This window comes from Luteimonas pelagia (assembly GCF_054776035.1).
Genome location: NZ_BAAHCG010000002.1, coordinates 374716 through 391526, shown reverse-complemented (window position 1 = coordinate 391526; position 16811 = coordinate 374716). Strand labels below are relative to the sequence as shown.

Sequence of the window (16811 nt, the reverse complement as noted above, 5' to 3'; positions counted from 1 at the left end):
GCGCCCGCCACGCTGCGCGCACCGGAGGTCCCGATGCGCTACGCGATCGTCACCGAAACCTGGCCACCCGAGGTCAACGGCGTCGCCCTGACGGTGCGGGGCTTCGCCGACGCGCTCCGCCGGCGTGGCCGTGTCGTCGACGTGGTCAGGCCGCGACAACCGCACGAGCGGCTCGCGCCCCCGGCCGATGGCACGTGCCTCGTGCCGGGTTGCCCGCTTCCCCGCTATCCGGGCCTGCGGTTCGGGCTGCCGGCCACGGGCCACCTGCGGGCGCACTGGCGCGGCGCCGTGCGGCCCGATGCCATCTACGTGGCCACCGAAGGTCCCCTGGGGTGGTCGGCGCTGCGCGCGGCCGCCACCCTCGGCATCCCCGCGGCGACCGGGCTGCACACGCGCTTCGACGCCTACATGGGCGACTACGGGTTGCCATGGCTCGAGGCCCCCGCGCTCGCATGGATGCGTCGCTTCCATGCGAAAGGGAACTGCACGCTCGTTCCGACGGAGGAACTCGCGGCCTGGCTGACGGCACGCGGCTTCCGAAACGTCCGCCGCCTGGCACGCGCGGTCGACACCGCGCGTTTCGATCCCAAGCATCGCGACCCGGCGTTGCGGGCGGCATGGGACGCGCCGCCGGGCGCGCCCGTGGTCCTGCACGTCGGGCGCATCGCGGCGGAGAAGAACCTGGATCTCGTTGTCCGTGCGTTCCGGGCGCTGCAGGCGCGCCGCGCCGGCGCGCGCATGGTGTGGGTGGGCGACGGCCCCCTGCGCGAGGTGCTCGCGCGCGCGCACCCGGATTTCGTCTTCTGCGGCGTCCAGCGCGGGCCCGCCCTGGCGCGGCACCTGGCGAGCGCGGACCTGTTCGCCTTCGCTTCTCGCAGCGAGACCTTCGGCAACGTCACCCTCGAGGCGCTGGCCAGCGGCGTGCCCACGGTCGCCTTCGACCGCGCCGCCGCGCGCGAACACCTTCGCGACGGCATCCATGGCGCGCTGGTCCGCGATGGGGACGCGGACGCCTTCGTCGCCGCGGTCGTCGCCATCGGCACCGACGACCTCCGTCGCGACGCCATGCGCATCGCGGCGCCGCGGGCGGTGTCCCACCTGCAGCCGTCCCGCGTGGGCGCGGCGCTCGACGCGATCCTGTCCACGCTGTCCCGGGAGAAGCGCCATGGCGCGCCCGCTGCCGCGTGACCGCTGGCGCTCCGCGCTGGACCGCTTCGACACGGGCACCTGCCTTCGCGCGAACACGGTCTGCCTCAACCGGCTCGTGCGACGGGGCTTCGCGATCACCAGCCGCCTCGGCGACGGCGCGGCGTGGTACGCGCTGATGGCGGTGATGCTGCTGCAGGGCAGGCCCGGCATGCTGGCCGCCGCGCACCTCGCGGTGACCGGGGCGGTCTCGCTGGCGCTCTACCGGGCGATGAAGTCGCGACTGCGGCGCCCCCGGCCGTTCGCGGCCGACGCCCGCATCCGGCCGTGGGTCGCGCCGCTCGACGAATTCAGCTTTCCATCCGGCCACACCCTGCACGCGGTGGCGTTCACGACCGTGGCGGTTGCCCATGTCCCCGGGCTGGGGTGGGTGCTGGTGCCGTTCACGCTCGCCATCGCCGCGTCGCGCGTCGTGCTCGGGCTGCACTACCCGAGCGACGTCGCCGCCGCGACCGTGATCGGGCTGCTCCTGGGAGGGTTGTCGGTCGCGCTCCAGCGGGCGTTGGGCTGAGGCCGGTCCGCAACGCATACCATGGGCGGCCGCTCCGCCGGGCCCGCCCGCTTGAACTACCGCCACGCCTTCCATGCCGGCAACCATGCCGACGTGCTCAAGCACGTCGTGCTGCTCGCGCTGTGCGACGCCCTCGTGGCGAAGCCCGCGCCCTGCTTCGCGCTGGACACGCACGCGGGCCGCGGGCTCTACGCGCTCGGCGCCGACGAGGCCGCGCGGACCGGCGAGGCCGCCGGCGGCGTGCGGCGCCTCGACCCCCTGCCGCGTGGCGTGCCCGCGGTCGACCGTTACCTCGATGCCATCCAGGCCTGCCGCGTCGCGCACGGGCCGGAGGCCTATCCCGGGTCGCCCTGGCTGCTCGCGCATGCCCTGCGCGCGCAGGACGCGATCGCATGCTGCGAACTGCAGCCAGGCGAAGTCGCGGCCCTGAAGTCGGTGCTCGGGCACGACCCGCGCGTCGGCATCCACGCCCGCGACGGCTACGCCGCGATCCGCGCGCTGCTCCCGCCCGCCGGGGCCGCGGGGCGGATCGGCCGGGGCCTGGTGCTGGTCGACCCGCCGTACGAGGCCCAGCTCGCCGAGTTCGACGTCGCGTTCGATGCGATCCGCGACGGGCTGGCGCGCTGGCCCCAGGGCATCTTCGCGCTCTGGTATCCGATCAAGCAGGCGCGGGCGCTCCGGCCGGCGATGCGTCGCGCCGCGTCGCTGCCGGCGAAGGGCACGCTGTCGATCGAACTGCGGGTGCGGCCGGATGACTCGCCGCTGCGGATGAACGGCAGCGGGCTGTTCGTCTTCAATCCCCCCTGGCGGCTGGACGAGCGCCTCGCGCCCGCCCTGGACGCCCTCGTGCCGGCCCTGGACGAGGGCGGCGGAGGCGGCCAACTCCGCTGGCTGCGCGAATCCGCCTGACGTCCGGCCGATGGTCGTCCATGGCGCGCGGACGTGAAGGCCGTGTGCAACCGGGCTTCACCTCCGACATGGCACGCTCCGCGCCCATGGCTTCCCGCAACCGCCTGCCGCCCTGGCACGAGCGCCTGCGCCTGCGCGACGGTCGCGAGGTGCTGGTCCGCCCGATCCGACCCGAGGATGCCGCCGCGCTGCACGCCGGCTTTCCCCTTCTCCAACCCGAAGAGATCCGCCAGCGCTTCCTGCACTCCGGGCGCATCGAACTGCCCATGCAGGAGGCCGAGCGCCTCGCGCGCCCGGATCCCCGGCGCGAGTTCGCGCTGGTCGCCGCCGAACCCCTGCCGCCCGGCGACGCGCTGGTGGGCGCGGTGGCGCGGACCGCCGTGCTGGAGGGGACCCGCGAGGCGGAATTCGCGATCCTCGTCAGCCGCTTCATCGCAGGGCAGGGCCTCGGACGCCACCTCATGCGCCGCCTGGTGCGCTGGGCGCGTGGAAAGAAGCTCGCCCGGATGCAGGGCCACGTGCTGGCCGACAACACCCCGATGCTGTCACTGGCCGACTCGCTCGGGTTCCGTCGCGAAGCATCGTCCGACCCGGGACTGGTCCACGTCGTCCTCGACCTGCCCCGGGGTTGATCGCCAGGCGCCAGGCGGGCCCGCCCCGCGTCGACCACCCGCGGTCGCATGCGGGCCGCCCGGCCCCTAGAATTGCGCGCCTGATGGCCCCTCCCCCCGCTTCCCTCCCGCCGATGCCCGGCGCCGGGCGCCCGCGCGCCTGGTGGCGTGCGCCCGCCTCGCCGTCCGCGCTCGCCTGGCACGTCGCGCAGGCCGCCGCCGGCCACGACGGCCCGCTGCTGCTGGTCACCCGCGACAACCACGCCGCGCACCAGCTCGAATCTGACCTGCGCACGCTGCTGGGCGCGGACGCGCACGCCGATGGCGCCTGCCCCGTGTTGCCGTTCCCGGACTGGGAAACGCTCCCCTACGACCGCTTCAGCCCGCACCCGGACATCGTGAGCCAGCGGATCAGCGCGCTGCAGCACCTGCCGGCGCTGGCGCGAGGCGTCGTCGTGGTCCCCGCGGCCACGCTGATGCAGCGCCTGCCACCCGCCCGGCACGTCGTGGGCGGCAGCTTCGACCTGGCGACCGGCCAGCGCCTGGACCTCGACGCCGAGAAGCGACGCCTGGAAGCCGCGGGCTACCGCCACGTCCCGCAGGTGCTCGACCCCGGCGACTTCGCCGTGCGCGGCGGCCTGCTGGACGTCTACCCGATGGGCGCGGACCATCCGCTGCGCATCGAACTGCTCGACGACGACATCGACAGCATCCGCGCCTTCGACCCGGAGACGCAGCGTTCGCTCGAGCGCATCGACTCGGTCCGCATGCTGCCCGGCCGCGAGCTGCCGATGGACGAGGCCGCGGTCAAGCGCGCGCTCGACCGGCTGCGCGAACGCTTCGACATCGACATGCGCCGCAGCGCGCTGTTCCAGGACCTGAAGGCGGGCGCGGCACCGGCGGGCATCGAGTACTACCTGCCGCTGTTCCTGGAGCGCGGCGTCGACGACACCGCCACGCTGTTCGACTACCTCGGCGCGCGCGCCCTGCCCGTGCTGGGTCCCGGTGCCTCCGAGGCGATGGATGCGTTCTGGTCGCAGGTCGCGCACCGGTACGAGCAGCGCCGCCACGACATCGAGCACCCGTTGCTGCCGCCCGACGAGGTCTGGCTGCCGCCCGACGCCCTGCGCGAACGCCTGAACCGGGGCGACCGCGTCGAAGTGTGCGCGCCGGACCACCCGCAGCATGAGCGCGCCGCGGCGATGCCGAGCCAGCCCGCGCCATCGCTGCCGCTCGCCGCGCGCGACGCGTCGCCGGGCGCGGCGCTGAAGGACTTCCTGTCCAGCTACCCGGGCCGCGTGCTGGTGGCGGCGGACTCCCCGGGCCGGCGCGAGGCGCTGGCCGAAGTCATGGCCGCTGGCGGCCTCCAGCCGGCCACGCTCGACGGCTTCCCCGCCTTCCAGGCCGGTTCGGCGCGCTTCGCGATCGCCGTGGCGCCGTTCGAGGACGGCTTCGCGCTGGATTCGCCGCAGCTGGCGGTGCTGACCGAGCGGCAGCTCTTCCCCGAGCGCGCCGCGCAACCGCGCCGACGCGCGCGCGCCGGTCGCGAGCCCGAGGCGATCATCCGCGACCTCGGCGAGCTGGCCCAGGGCGCGCCGATCGTGCACGAGGACCACGGCGTCGGCCGCTACCGCGGGCTGGTCGTGCTCGAGGCCGGCGGCACGCCCGCGGAGTACCTCGAGATCGAGTACGCCAAGGGCGACCGCCTGTACGTCCCGGTCGCCCAGCTGCACCTGATCAGCCGCTATTCCGGCGCGTCGCCAGAGGCCGCGCCGTTGCACTCGCTCGGCGGCGAGCAGTGGACGAAGGCCAAGCGCAAGGCCGCGGAGAAGGTCCGCGACGTCGCCGCCGAGCTGCTCGAGATCCAGGCGAAGCGCCAGGCGCGGGCCGGGCTGGCGCTTGACGTCGACCGAGCCCTTTACGAGCCGTTCGCCGCGGCCTTTCCGTTCGAGGAGACGCCCGACCAGCACGCCGCGATCGAGGCGGTGATCCGCGACCTGGCGTCCAGCCAGCCGATGGACCGGGTGGTCTGCGGCGACGTCGGCTTCGGCAAGACCGAGGTCGCGGTGCGCGCCGCGTTCGTGGCGGCGACGGCCGGCAGGCAGGTGGCGGTCCTCGTGCCGACCACGCTGCTGGCCGAACAGCACTACCGCAACTTCCGCGACCGGTTTGCCGACTGGCCGATCCGTGTCGAGGTGCTGTCGCGCTTCAAGTCCGCCAAGGAGATCAAGGCCGAGCTCGAGAGACTCGAGCGCGGCGAGATCGACGTGATCGTCGGCACCCACCGGCTGCTGCAGAAGGACGTGCGCTTCAAGGACCTGGGCCTGGTCATCGTCGACGAGGAGCAGCGCTTCGGCGTGCGCCAGAAGGAGGCGCTCAAGGCGCTGCGCGCCAACGTGCACCTGCTCACCCTCACCGCGACGCCGATCCCGCGCACCCTGAACATGGCGATGAGCGGCCTGCGCGACCTGTCGATCATCGCCACGCCGCCGGCCCACCGGATGGCGGTGCAGACCTTCGTCACGCCCTGGGACGGCAGCCTGCTGCGCGAGGCCTTCCAGCGCGAGCTGGCGCGCGGCGGCCAGGTCTACTTCCTGCACAACGACGTGGAGAGCATCGGCCGGATGCAGCGCGAGCTGGCCGAGCTGGTGCCGGAGGCGCGCATCGGCATCGCCCACGGCCAGATGCCGGAACGCGAACTCGAGCAGGTCATGCTCGACTTCCACAAGCAGCGCTTCAACGTGCTGCTGTGCACGACGATCATCGAGTCGGGCATCGACATCCCGAACGCCAACACCATCGTGATGAACCGCGCCGACCGCTTCGGCCTGGGGCAGCTGCACCAGCTGCGCGGCCGCGTCGGGCGGTCGCACCACCGCGCCTACGCGTACCTGGTCGTGCCGGACCGGCGCTCGATCACTGCAGACGCGCGCAAGCGCCTGGACGCGATCGCGGCGATGGACGAACTCGGTGCCGGGTTCACCCTGGCGACCCACGACCTGGAGATCCGCGGCGCGGGGGAACTGCTCGGCGAGGACCAGAGCGGCCAGATGGCCGAGGTCGGCTTCAGCCTGTACACGGAGCTGCTGGAACGCGCGGTGCATTCGATCCGCCAGGGCAAGCTGCCCGACCTGGATGCCGTCGACCACCACGGCGCCGACGTCGAACTGCACCTGCCGGCGCTGATCCCCGAGGACTACCTGCCCGACGTGCACACGCGCCTGACGCTGTACAAGCGCATCAGCGGCGCACGCGACGCGGCGGCGCTGCGCGAACTGCAGGTCGAGATGATCGACCGCTTCGGGCTGCTGCCCGATCCGGCGAAGCACCTGTTCGCGGTGGCCGGCCTGAAGCAGCAGGCGACCGCGCTGGGCGTGCGCAAGCTGGACGTCGGCCCCGAGGGCGGCCGGCTGCAGTTCGTCGAGAAGCCCGCGGTCGATCCGAGGGCGGTGATCCAGCTGATCCAGGGCCAGCCCAAGCGCTACGCGATGGAGGGCCCGGACCGCCTGCGCCTGAAGCACGACCTGCCCACGCCGGGCGAGCGCCTGGATGCGGCCCGCGGGTTGCTCGCGGTGCTGTCGCCCGGCGAAGGCGTGCGCGCCTGACGACGAAGGAGGAGCCCATGCCCGATTCCGCCATGACCCATCGCGCCGCGGCTGCGCTCCGCCTCGCGACCGTGCTGGCCTTCGCGGTTCTTGCAGGCTGTGCGACCGGGACGACCGGCGCCGACGCGCCCACGATCGTCGTGGTCCGCCATGCAGAGAAGGCCGACGACGGCACGCGCGACCCGCCGCTGTCGCCGGAGGGAGAGGCTCGCGCCGCGGCGATCGCTGGGCGCCTGGCCGATGCACCGCTGTCCCTCGTGCTCGCGACCGAATACCGCCGGACGCGGATGACCGGCACGCCCGCGGCGGTCGCGCACGGCCTCGAGGTGTCGGTCCTGCCGGGCGCGACGCCGGCGTCCGCGGTCGCCGACCGGGCCCGCGCCGCCAGCGGCACCGTGCTGGTCGTCGGCCACAGCAACACCGTTCCCGGGATCGTCGCGGCCCTGTGCGCCTGCGAAGTCGCCCCGCTCGGCGAATCGGACTACGACCGCTGGTTCGAACTGCGGCCCGCCGCTGGCGGCGGATACGCGTTGCGCGATTCGCGCTACTGATGGCTTCGCACGGCTCCGCGGCGGAGGTGGCCGCCTCGGCGCGTGCGCCCTGGGACGGCGACGTGCGCGCGGCGCGCGAGCTGCAGGCGCGGCTGGCGGACGCCGTGGTCCTCAAGGACCGCTTCACCGACCCGCCGCGGACGATCGCCGGCTTCGACGTGGGGTTCGAGGATGGCGGCGCGACGACGCGCGCGGCGGTGGTCCTGCTCGACGCCGGCACGCTGGAGGAGATCGCCGCGGTCGTGGCGCGGCGACCGACCTGCATGCCGTACATCCCCGGCCTGCTCAGCTTCCGCGAACTGCCGGCGTTGCTCGATGCGCTCGAACGGCTGCCTTCGTCGCCCGACCTGTGCTTCCTCGACGGCCAAGGCATCGCGCATCCGCGCCGCCTCGGCATCGCCTCGCACTTCGGCCTGGCGACCGGGCTGCCCAGCATCGGCGTGGCCAAGAAGATCCTGGTCGGCACCGCCCGCAATGCGTTGCACGACACGCGCGGTGCATTCGTTCCCCTGCGCGACGACGGCACCCAGGTCGGCTGGCTGCTGCGCAGCAGGCCCGGCTGCAACCCGCTGGTGGTGTCGCCCGGCCACCGGGTGGCGATGCCCTCCGCGCCGCAGCTCGTGATGCGCTGGTGCGGGCGCTATCGACTGCCCGAGCCGACGCGCCTGGCAGACCGCCTCGCATCCCGGCGCGCCGATTGAACGGGTTTCATCGCCCGGCCACGGGGCCCGGCGCAGCCTCATGCGCCCCAACAGGTCGCCGATGCATGCATCCCCTGGCTGCCCTCCGCATCGCCCTGCCCGCGTGCCTTTCGCTGGCCGTGGTCGCGTGCGCCACCACCGGTGCCGCGCCGAGGCCGGCGCCCGTGGCCCCCGGAACGGCGTTCACGCTGTCGCCGGGCGACGTCGCCGGCCTGCCGGGCGGGGACCGCCTGCGCCACGTCGCGACGACCGCCGATTCACGCTGCCCGCCCGACGTGCAGTGCGTCTGGGCGGGCGAGGCGACGGTCGCGTTCGAATTCCTGCCCGCCGGGGGCCATGCCCGTGGCTTCGAGCTCGTCCTCCCGCGCGCGCCCTCGACCACCATGGCGGGCTGGCGCATCGAACTCGTCGCGCTGTCGCGGGGCGACCGCCCCGACGCGACGGTGCGCGTCGACCGCCACTGACGCAACGCTCCGGTGCACGGGCCGCGACGCCACGTCCGCGCGGACATGGCACGCTTGCGCCACACGGTCCCACGGAGCCCCGCCATGCCCGCGACGATCATCGCGCCCCGCGTCCACGACCTCGGCGGCTTCGAGGTGCGCCGCGCCGTGCCGAGCGTGCAGGCCCGCAGCGTGGGCCCCTTCGTCTTCGTCGACCACATGGGGCCGGCGATCTTCGACCCCGGCCACGGCGTGGACGTCCGCCCGCATCCGCACATCGGCCTGGCCACGGTGACCTACCTGTGGGCCGGGACCATCAACCATCGCGACAGCCTCGGGCACGACCAGGACATCAACCCGGGCGACGTGAACTGGATGACCGCCGGCCGCGGCATCGTGCACTCCGAGCGCACGCCGGGCCCACTGCGCAGCGACGCCCACCCGCTGCACGGCATGCAGACCTGGGTGGCCCTGCCGAAGGGCGACGAGGAGATCGCGCCGGCGTTCCACCACCATCCGGCCACGACCCTCCCGCGGCAGGTCGCCGGCGGCATGCGCCTGCGCGTGCTCGCCGGCCGCTCGCACGGCGAGGAGTCGCCGGTCCGCGTCCACGCCGACACCCTGTGCGTCGCGGTGGACCTGGACGCGGGCGCGGAGGTGGCGATCGACGACCGCCACGTCGAACGCGCCGTGTACGTGCTGGACGGGGACGTCCAGCTGGATGGGCGCGACCTGCCGTCGCGCCATCTCGCCGTGCTCGAGCGTGGCGGCACGCCCAGGCTTCGCGCGAAGACGCCCGCGAAGCTGATGCTGCTGGGCGGCGAGCCGCTGGACGCCCCGCGCACGGTCTGGTGGAACTTCGTGTCGAGTTCGAGGGAGCGCATCGAGCAGGCGAAGCAGGACTGGGTGGCGGGCCGGTTCGGCTCGATCGCCGGGGACGACGAGTTCATCCCGCTGCCCGAGCGCTGACGCATCCCGCCCCGGCCTGAATGCGCCCGATTTGTCAAGCGCCCCGGGCTTGACTATCTTCGGGACGGGCCGCCCGCCGGCCTGCCAGCTAGGGGGAAAACCAGCATGACCGCACGCAACCGGCTCTCGCCGCGGGCGACGGCGCTCGCACTGTCCTGCCTGCTCGTCGCTTCGGGTGCCGCGTCCGCGCAGGCCGCGGGCGGTCCCTGCCCGCGCCTGGAGGCCGACACCGGCCTCGCGTGGGAACACGTGGCCGGGCCGGACTTCGACTTCTGCAAGGCGCTGGATCCCGATGGTGTCCAGGCCCTCGGGGTGTTCATCGGCAAGGAGTCGCCCTTCGAACCGCAACGGCGCAACCGCGCCGAGGACGGCCGGATCGGCACCCGGGCGGTCACCTGGTACCGCGGCGAACTCGCCGGGCAGCCGGACGTCCATGTCCGGGAAACCCTGGTCGAGCTGCCTGACGGCCGCGTGGCCCACGTGTGGCTGCGCGCGGACAGCGCCGAGGAACTGGCGCTCGACCTGGAGATGGCCGCCGGCCTGGGCTTCGAGCCGGTCCGCCTCGGCAGCCAGTGACGCCCGCAGCGGGCGCGGGTCGAACGGGCCGGTTCGCCTAGAACCGGCCCTCCTGGTAGTCCACGAACGCCTGCATGAGCTCCTGCCGGGTGTTCATCACGAACGGCCCGTGGCGCGCCACGGGCTCGCGCAGCGGCCGGCCCGCGACGAGGATGAGCCGCGCGCCGTCGACGCCCGCGGCGACAACGAACCGGGCGCCGCCGCCGAGCACGCCCAGCGTGCGGTGCGCGAGCGGCCGGGCGTCGTCGCCCTCGCCCACCACCACGTCGCCCTCGAACACGTAGGCGAACGCGTTGTGCCCCTCCGGCAAGGCGTGCGACCAGGTGGCGCCCGGCGCGAGCGACACGTCCAGGTACAGCGGGTCGGTCGCCGGCTGCACGATCGGGCCGGCGACGTCGCCGACGCTGCCGGCGATCACCTTGGCCGACACGCCATCCGCGGGCGTCGCCACCGGGATCCGGTCCGGCGCGAACTCCTGGTAACGGGGCGCGGTCATCTTCTCGCGCGCGGGCAGGTTCACCCACAGCTGGAACCCGCGCATCCGCCCTGCCTCCTGCTCGGGCATCTCCGAGTGCACCAGCCCGCGGCCGGCGGTCATCCACTGCACGCTGCCGGGGACCAGCAGGCCCTCGTTGCCGTGGTTGTCGCGGTGGCGCATGCGGCCGTCGAGCATGTAGGTGACGGTCTCGAAGCCGCGGTGCGGATGGTCGGGAAAGCCGGCGAGGTAGTCCTCGGGCCGGTCGGTGCCGAACTCGTCGAGCATCAGGAACGGATCGAGCAGGTCGAGCTCGGGCGTGCCGATCACGCGCGTGAGCTTCACCCCGGCGCCGTCGGACGCGGCGCGGCCGCGCACGGTGCGCACGACGGTGGCGGCGCGGGTCGCTTCGGTGGCCATGGCGTCACTCCGGTGTGGACTGCCGGCAAGGATGGGGGTGCGCCGCGCCGGCGACAGCCCGGCGCGTGCAATCCATCGTTCCACCCGCGCACGTAATGCGGCGCGAAGCCGCCGACGCTCAGTCGGTGCGGGGCCGGAGCCGCCAGCAGCGATGGATCCGCGGATTGCGCTCGAAGTCCGGCGGGATGGTCTCCGGCGTGATCTCCTCGCAGCGCGCGAAGGCCGCGACGGCCGCCTCGTCCATCCGGAAGCGCCGGAAATTGTTCGAAAAGTACAGCACGCCGCCCGGCGCGAGCCGCGCCACCGCAGCACGGAGCAGGCGCAGGTGCAGCGCCTGCACGTCGAAGTCGTCGGCGCGCTTGGAGTTCGAGAACGTCGGCGGGTCGCAGAACACCAGGTCGTACGTGCCGCGATCGGCCTCGAGCCAGGCCAGCGCGTCGGCCTGCACCAGGCGATGGGTCCGGCCACCGAAGCCGTTCTCGCCGAGGTTGTCCGCCAGCCACTGCAGGTACGTCGGCGACAGGTCCACGCTGGTGGTGTCCGCCGCTCCGCCGGCGATCGCCTGCACCGTGGCCGCGCCCGTGTAGCAGAACAGGTTGAGGAAGCGTGCGCCGTCGGCTTCGCGCGCGATCCGGCGCCGCATCGGCCGGTGGTCGAGGAACAGGCCGGTGTCCAGGTAGTCGAACAGGTTCACCTGCAGGCGCGCGTCGCCCTCCCGCACCACGATGCGCGCGCCGGCCTCGCGTCCATCGGCGCGGAAGTGCGCGTACTTGCTGCCGCCCTTGCCCTTCGCGCGGGTCTTGAGCGCGACGCGTTCGCGCGGGACGGCGAAGACCTCGCGCGCCGCGGCCAGCAGGTCGTTGAGGCGACGGCGCGCGACCGCCTCCGGGATGTCCGGCGGCGGCGCGTATTCCTGCACGTGCAGCCAGGTGCCCTCGCCGGCGTCGACGTCGGCTTCGATGTACACGTCGATCGCGGCGGCGTACTCGGGCAGGTCGGCGTCGTAGGCGCGGAAGCAGTCGACGCCCTCGCGCGCACGCCAGGCCTTCAGCTTGCGCAGGTTCTTCCGAAGCCGGTTCGCGACCATCGTCGCGCCGTCCGACAGCTGCACCGGTCCGGCGTCGGCACGCTGCGGCGGCGCGACCGGATCGGCCACCAGCAGCGTGCACTCGAGCGCGCCGTTGAAGACCTGGTACGTCTTGCGTGCGCGCAGGCCCGTCGCCTTTGCCAGTTCGAGGTCGCCGCACAGCAGGCTGGCGCGCCACTCCGGCACGGCGAGGCGCAGGGCATCGCCGAGCGCGCGGTACAGCGCCGGGTCCGCCGCCAGGCGCGCGTCGTAGGGCGGATTGCAGGCCACGACGCCGCGCGCCGCGGCCGGCGCCTCGAGCGCGGCGATGTCCGCCACGCGCCATTCGATCGCATCGGCCACGCCCGCCGCCCCGGCGTTCCGGCGCGCGGCGTCGATCGCGGCCGGATCCCGGTCCGCGCCGATGAACGCCTGGCGCAATGACGCGCGCCCCGCCTCCGCGCGCGACACGGCGTCCTCGCGCAGCGTGGTCCACGCCGCGCGGTCGAAGCCCGCCCAGCGGGTCGGCGGCGCCTCGCCATGGCGCTGCAGCCCCGGCGCGACGTCCGCGGCCATCAGCGCGCCTTCGATCACCAGGGTGCCGCTGCCGCACATCGGGTCCAGCAGGCCGCCGCCGTCGACGTACGCGGCGGGCCAGCCGCCCCGCGCGAGCACCGCGGCCGCCAGCGTTTCCTTCAGGGGCGCCGCGCCCTGCGCGACGCGCCAGCCGCGGCGGTGGAGTGGACCCCCACCGAGGTCGATGGACACGACCGCGCGGTCCTTGCGGACGACCAGGCTGAGCCGTACGTCGGGCGACTCGAGATCGACGTCGGGGCGCGGATGGCCTGCCGCCCGCATCGTGTCGACAACGGCGTCCTTGACCCGTTGCGCGGCGTAGCGCGCGTGCGTGATCGCGCCGCCCGACACGTGCGCGTCCACCGCGATCGTCGCGCCCACCGGCACGTGCGACGCCCAGTCCACCGCCGCCGCACCCGCGTAGAGCGCGTCCTCGTCGGCGCAGGCGAATTCCGCGACCGGCCAGTGCACGCGGCTCGCCAGCCGCGACCACATCACCGCGCGCTGGGCGTCGGCCAGCGTCCCCTCGGCGTTGGCCCCCGCGCGCGCCGCAGTCGCGCGCATACAGCCGAGCGCCTGCAGCTCGTCGGCCAGCAGGTACTCGATCCCCTTGGCGCAGGCGGCGAAGAACCGCATCGTCACAGCGCCGCCAGCAGCGCTTCGAACGCGTCGGCGCTGGCTTCGACGTGGTCGGACAGGCGATGTCCGTCGTCGACCAGCAGCAACCGTGCGCGGCGGGTGCTCGCCCAGGCGACGACATCCTGCGCGGAAATCAGTTCGTCGTCCCAGCCGTGGATCACCGCGGTCGGCACGCGCGCGGCGTCGAGCGGCGGCGCTTCACCCATGCGCACCGGCGGCGCCATCAGGTACAGGCCGGCGACCGGCACTTCGAGCGACGCACGCGCGGAGATCCACGCACCGAGGCTCGACCCGGCCAGCACCAGCGGTCCGCGCGGCGCCGCGTCGCGCGCCAGCCCGAGCAGGCGTGAAAGCCGCGCATGCACGTCGCCGAGCTCGCTGACCGCGCGCATGGCGTCCAGGTCGGTGTAGTCCGGGCGCTCGTGGCTCCAGCCGAGCCGTTCGGCGACCTCGGCGAGCGCGGTCACCTTGGTGGCGTCGGGCCCGCTCTCGAAGCCGTGGGACAGGATGCAGTGGCCTTGCACGCGGAATCCTTCATTCGTGTCCGGCGACCACCGCGTCGCCGATGCGCAGCGTGCCGCCTTCGATGATCCGCGCGCACAGGCCGCCGTGGCCGCGCATCGCGTTGTAACCGCCCTCGCCCAGCGCCGCCTCCATCTTCGAGCACGGGTCGCAGGGCGCGGTGCCCTCCAGCAGCACGTCGCCGATCCGGAAGCGCCGGCCCTTGAGCGCGACGAGCGGGATGCCCGACACGACCAGGTTGCGCCGCAGCAGCGACGGCTCGACGGCGGGATGGCCCGACAGGACGGCGATCACCGGCAGGTGCTCGGCCTGGATGAGGGTCACGCCGCGCTTGCCGCTGCCGCCGGGCCGCGCATCGTACCGGTCGCCGGCCAGGCCGCGACCCGTGTGCGCTTCCACCTCGGCCACCGAGCGCATCGGCTCGTCGCGCGCGGGCCGCAGGCCGATCCAGTCCAGCCGGCCCGCCCGCGGCAGCGTGTCCATCAGGCGTGCCAGCGGCGAGTCGGGGTCGAGCGGCATCGCCGAATGCTAGCATCCGCGCCGATGCCCGCCCCGCCCGTCCAGGTCGACCCGCTGCCCTACGCCGGGCGCCTCCAGCCGCGCGACATCGCCGACATCGACCTGGTGGTCGTCCACTGCACCGAGCTGCCGGACCTGGCCGCTGCGCGCGAATTCGGCGAGCGCATCCACTACACCGGCAGCCACACCGGCAACAGCGGGCACTGGTACGTCGACCGCGACGGCTCGCTGCACCAGTTCGTGCCCCACGACCGCATCGCCCACCACGTGCGCGGCCACAACGCACGCGCCGTCGGCGTGGAGCTGGTCAACACCGGTCGCCACCCGCACTGGCTCGATTCCCGCCACCAGGCGATGACCGAGCCCTACCCCGAGGTCCAGGTCGACGCGTTCCTGCACCTGCTGGCGCGTTTGCGCGAAGAACTCCCCAACCTCCGCTACATCGCCGGCCACGAGGACCTCGACACCGAGGAGGTCGCGTCCACCGACGACCCCACCGTCTTCGTCCGCCGCAAGCTGGACCCCGGCCCGCTGTTCCCCTGGGATCAAGTCCTCGCCAGCTCCGGCCTTACGCGACTCCCCGACTGATCGGAGTTGGGTATGTGGGCTTCGGTACGCCCGGCCCCGCGGCCCGGGGTATCCCGCTTTTCGCGCGGCAGGGCGTCCTGCCGCGCGAAGAGCAGCACCCCCATGGCCCGCGGCCGTCCTTCCGGAGCCAGCCAACCATCAGCTGCCCCTTGCTGCGCACCTATAATCCCGCGATGCAGGACACCACCGCCCCGTCCCCAGTCGCCGAACTCGTGCAGCTGCTCTCGCTCGAGCGGCTCGAAGTGAACCTGTTCCGCGGCCAGAGTCGCGACATCGGCACCAAGTACGTGTTCGGCGGCCAGGTGCTCGGCCAGGCCCTGTCGGCCGCGCAGGCGACGCTCGACAACCTCGACCACCCGCGCACCGCCCACTCCCTGCACGCCTACTTCCTGATGGCCGGCGACATCGAGGCGCCGATCGTCTACCAGGTCGACCGCACCCGCGACGGCGGCAGCTTCTCCGTCCGGCGCGTCACCGCCATCCAGCACGGCCGCCCGATCTTCTTCCTCGCCGCCTCGTTCCAGCGCGAGGAGGACGGCGCCGAGCACCAGATCTCGATGCCCGAGGTGCCGCGCCCGGAGGACCTGGAGTCCGGCAGCGCCGTGCCCGCGGACGTCATGTCGTCGCTGCCGGAGAAGATCCAGCGCTGGCTGTCGCTCGAAGGCCCGTTCGAGTTCCGGCACGTGTATCCGCGCAACGAACTCAAGCCCACCAAGCGCCCGCCGTTCCAGCAGTTCTGGTTCCGCCTGGGCGAGCGCATCGGCGACGCGCCCGAACTGCACCGCGCGATGCTGGCGTACGCCTCCGATTTCCACCTGCTCGGCACCGCGACCTGGCCGCACGGGATCAGCTACTACCAGCCGAACGTGCAGATGGCCTCGCTCGACCACGCCCTGTGGTTCCACCGCGCGTTCCGCGCCGACGACTGGCTGCTGTACGCGATGGACAGCCCGGGCGCGCAGGGCGCACGTGGCCTCGCACGCGGCTCGATCTACAGCCGCGACGGCCGCCTGGTCGCCTCCACGGCCCAGGAAGGCCTGATCCGCGTGGTCGAGGACCCGGACGCCGCCACGCACGTCCCGGCGCGTCCCTGATGCGGCAGGTCTTTTCCAGTCCCCGCCTGCAGAACGTCGAAGGCGTCGCCGACCTGTTGCGCGAGGCCGGGATCGAAGTGCGGATCTCCGACGGGCGTTCGTACAGGAGCGGGTGGAGCGGCCGGCGCAGCTACCGCGAGGACATCGCGACCGCCCCGCAGGCGGCTGTGTGGGTGGTGAAGTCCGAGGACCAGCCGCGCGCCCGCGCGCTGCTGCGCGACGCCGGCCTTCTGCACGACACCACGATGCCGACCGACAGCTACCTCCCGGACGCGGCGCAGGCCAGCGAACGCACCGGATGGGCGGGTGGCGGGCGTGCGACGCGTTACAAGATCCTGCTGCTGGTCGCGATCGCGGTCGTGATCGCGCTGGCGTTCATCCGCGGGCCGGGCCTGCCCACGGGTGCCGAGGTCGCGCCGGCCACCGACGCCGTCGCGCCCGCCCCGCTGCCCGCCGCCCCCGCGCCACCGGCCGAATGGCGCGTGCCGGTGCCGACGGCGCTGGCGGTGGCGATGGCGCGCGGCGCGCTCGACGCATCGGGCGCCGACGCCGGCTGCCTCTCGGTCGACGGCGACGCGCCGGCCGCGCCCGTCCTCGACGCGCTCGCCGGCACGCCGGTCCAGGCCGGCGCGGCGTGCACCGCGGAAGCGGTCCGAGTCGACGTGCTCGACTACCGGACCGACGGGACGGGTCGGGGCACGGTGCGGGTCGCGACCACCCTCCCCGGGTCGGCGCCGGACGAGCGCCGCGTCGTGGTCCGTCGCCAAGGTGCCGACTGGCACGTCGAAGGCGACGCGGACGCGCCCTGACACGCGTCCGCGCCGCGCTAT

The 16811-nt window shown here is 73.9% G+C and carries 17 protein-coding genes; 13 read left to right on the top strand and 4 right to left on the bottom strand.

Annotated features, from left to right (window positions below):
- Window positions 1–33 precede the first annotated feature (33 nt).
- The 10 genes from ACYU7H_RS06975 (at window position 34) to ACYU7H_RS06930 (ending at window position 10082) form a co-directional block, all read left to right on the top strand.
- The gene (locus tag ACYU7H_RS06975; protein WP_460813435.1) at window positions 34–1188 is read left to right on the top strand and encodes a glycosyltransferase family 4 protein; all 1155 of its coding nucleotides are present in this window, start codon (window positions 34–36) and stop codon (window positions 1186–1188) included.
- Window positions 1166–1717 carry a phosphatase PAP2 family protein gene (locus ACYU7H_RS06970; RefSeq protein WP_460813434.1) on the top strand — a complete coding sequence of 184 codons (552 nt, stop codon included), beginning with the start codon at window positions 1166–1168 and terminating at the stop codon, window positions 1715–1717. The genes ACYU7H_RS06975 and ACYU7H_RS06970 overlap by 23 nt, the downstream gene beginning before the upstream one ends.
- A 51-nt stretch (window positions 1718–1768) precedes the next feature.
- A complete protein-coding gene (locus ACYU7H_RS06965) occupies window positions 1769–2626 on the top strand; it encodes a 23S rRNA (adenine(2030)-N(6))-methyltransferase RlmJ (RefSeq protein WP_460813432.1) in 858 nt (285 codons plus the stop codon).
- 86 nt (window positions 2627–2712) lie between these two features.
- On the top strand, window positions 2713–3258 hold the full coding sequence (locus tag ACYU7H_RS06960) for a GNAT family N-acetyltransferase (RefSeq protein ID WP_460813430.1): 546 nt from the start codon (window positions 2713–2715) through the stop codon (window positions 3256–3258).
- An 83-nt stretch (window positions 3259–3341) separates the two neighbouring features.
- On the top strand, window positions 3342–6842 hold the full coding sequence (gene mfd, locus ACYU7H_RS06955) for a transcription-repair coupling factor (RefSeq protein ID WP_460813429.1): 3501 nt from the start codon (window positions 3342–3344) through the stop codon (window positions 6840–6842).
- A 17-nt stretch (window positions 6843–6859) separates the two neighbouring features.
- Entirely contained in the window at window positions 6860–7393 is a 534-nt protein-coding gene (locus ACYU7H_RS06950) for a SixA phosphatase family protein (protein ID WP_460813427.1), read from the top strand.
- The gene (gene nfi / locus ACYU7H_RS06945; protein WP_460813425.1) at window positions 7393–8094 is read left to right on the top strand and encodes a deoxyribonuclease V; all 702 of its coding nucleotides are present in this window, start codon (window positions 7393–7395) and stop codon (window positions 8092–8094) included. Before ACYU7H_RS06950 ends, nfi begins: the two co-directional genes overlap by 1 nt.
- A 65-nt stretch (window positions 8095–8159) precedes the next feature.
- A complete protein-coding gene (locus tag ACYU7H_RS06940) occupies window positions 8160–8558 on the top strand; it encodes a hypothetical protein (RefSeq protein ID WP_460813423.1) in 399 nt (132 codons plus the stop codon).
- An 84-nt stretch (window positions 8559–8642) separates the two neighbouring features.
- Complete coding sequence (locus ACYU7H_RS06935; protein ID WP_460813422.1) at window positions 8643–9506, top strand: pirin family protein; 864 nt, start codon at window positions 8643–8645, stop codon at window positions 9504–9506.
- 105 nt (window positions 9507–9611) lie between these two features.
- Window positions 9612–10082 carry a hypothetical protein gene (locus tag ACYU7H_RS06930; RefSeq protein ID WP_460813420.1) on the top strand — a complete coding sequence of 157 codons (471 nt, stop codon included), beginning with the start codon at window positions 9612–9614 and terminating at the stop codon, window positions 10080–10082.
- A 37-nt stretch (window positions 10083–10119) separates the two neighbouring features.
- Here the strand turns inward: ACYU7H_RS06930 and ACYU7H_RS06925 are convergent, their stop codons facing one another.
- The 4 genes from ACYU7H_RS06925 to ACYU7H_RS06910 form a co-directional block, all read right to left on the bottom strand.
- Window positions 10120–10977: a pirin family protein gene (locus ACYU7H_RS06925; RefSeq protein ID WP_460813419.1), complete on the bottom strand. Its 858-nt coding sequence runs from the start codon at window positions 10975–10977 to the stop codon at window positions 10120–10122.
- 118 nt (window positions 10978–11095) lie between these two features.
- Window positions 11096–13255: a bifunctional 23S rRNA (guanine(2069)-N(7))-methyltransferase RlmK/23S rRNA (guanine(2445)-N(2))-methyltransferase RlmL gene (rlmKL, locus tag ACYU7H_RS06920; protein ID WP_460813418.1), complete on the bottom strand. Its 2160-nt coding sequence runs from the start codon at window positions 13253–13255 to the stop codon at window positions 11096–11098.
- 2 nt (window positions 13256–13257) lie between these two features.
- On the bottom strand, window positions 13258–13782 hold the full coding sequence (locus ACYU7H_RS06915) for an alpha/beta hydrolase (RefSeq protein ID WP_460813417.1): 525 nt from the start codon (window positions 13780–13782) through the stop codon (window positions 13258–13260).
- A gap of 10 nt (window positions 13783–13792) precedes the next feature.
- Window positions 13793–14299 carry an MOSC domain-containing protein gene (locus ACYU7H_RS06910; RefSeq protein ID WP_460813416.1) on the bottom strand — a complete coding sequence of 169 codons (507 nt, stop codon included), beginning with the start codon at window positions 14297–14299 and terminating at the stop codon, window positions 13793–13795.
- Window positions 14300–14305: 6 nt separating this feature from the next.
- Here ACYU7H_RS06910 and ACYU7H_RS06905 point away from each other — a divergent pair, with 6 nt between their 5' ends.
- The 3 genes from ACYU7H_RS06905 to ACYU7H_RS06895 all read left to right on the top strand — a co-directional run bounded on the left by ACYU7H_RS06905 (window position 14306) and on the right by ACYU7H_RS06895 (window position 16790).
- Entirely contained in the window at window positions 14306–14887 is a 582-nt protein-coding gene (locus tag ACYU7H_RS06905; protein WP_460813415.1) for an N-acetylmuramoyl-L-alanine amidase, read from the top strand.
- A gap of 173 nt (window positions 14888–15060) precedes the next feature.
- Window positions 15061–15981, top strand: coding sequence for an acyl-CoA thioesterase (locus ACYU7H_RS06900; protein WP_460813414.1), 921 nt, complete (start codon window positions 15061–15063; stop codon window positions 15979–15981).
- Window positions 15981–16790, top strand: coding sequence for a hypothetical protein (locus ACYU7H_RS06895; protein ID WP_460813413.1), 810 nt, complete (start codon window positions 15981–15983; stop codon window positions 16788–16790). The genes ACYU7H_RS06900 and ACYU7H_RS06895 overlap by 1 nt, the downstream gene beginning before the upstream one ends.
- The last annotated feature ends 21 nt before the right edge of the window (window positions 16791–16811 follow it).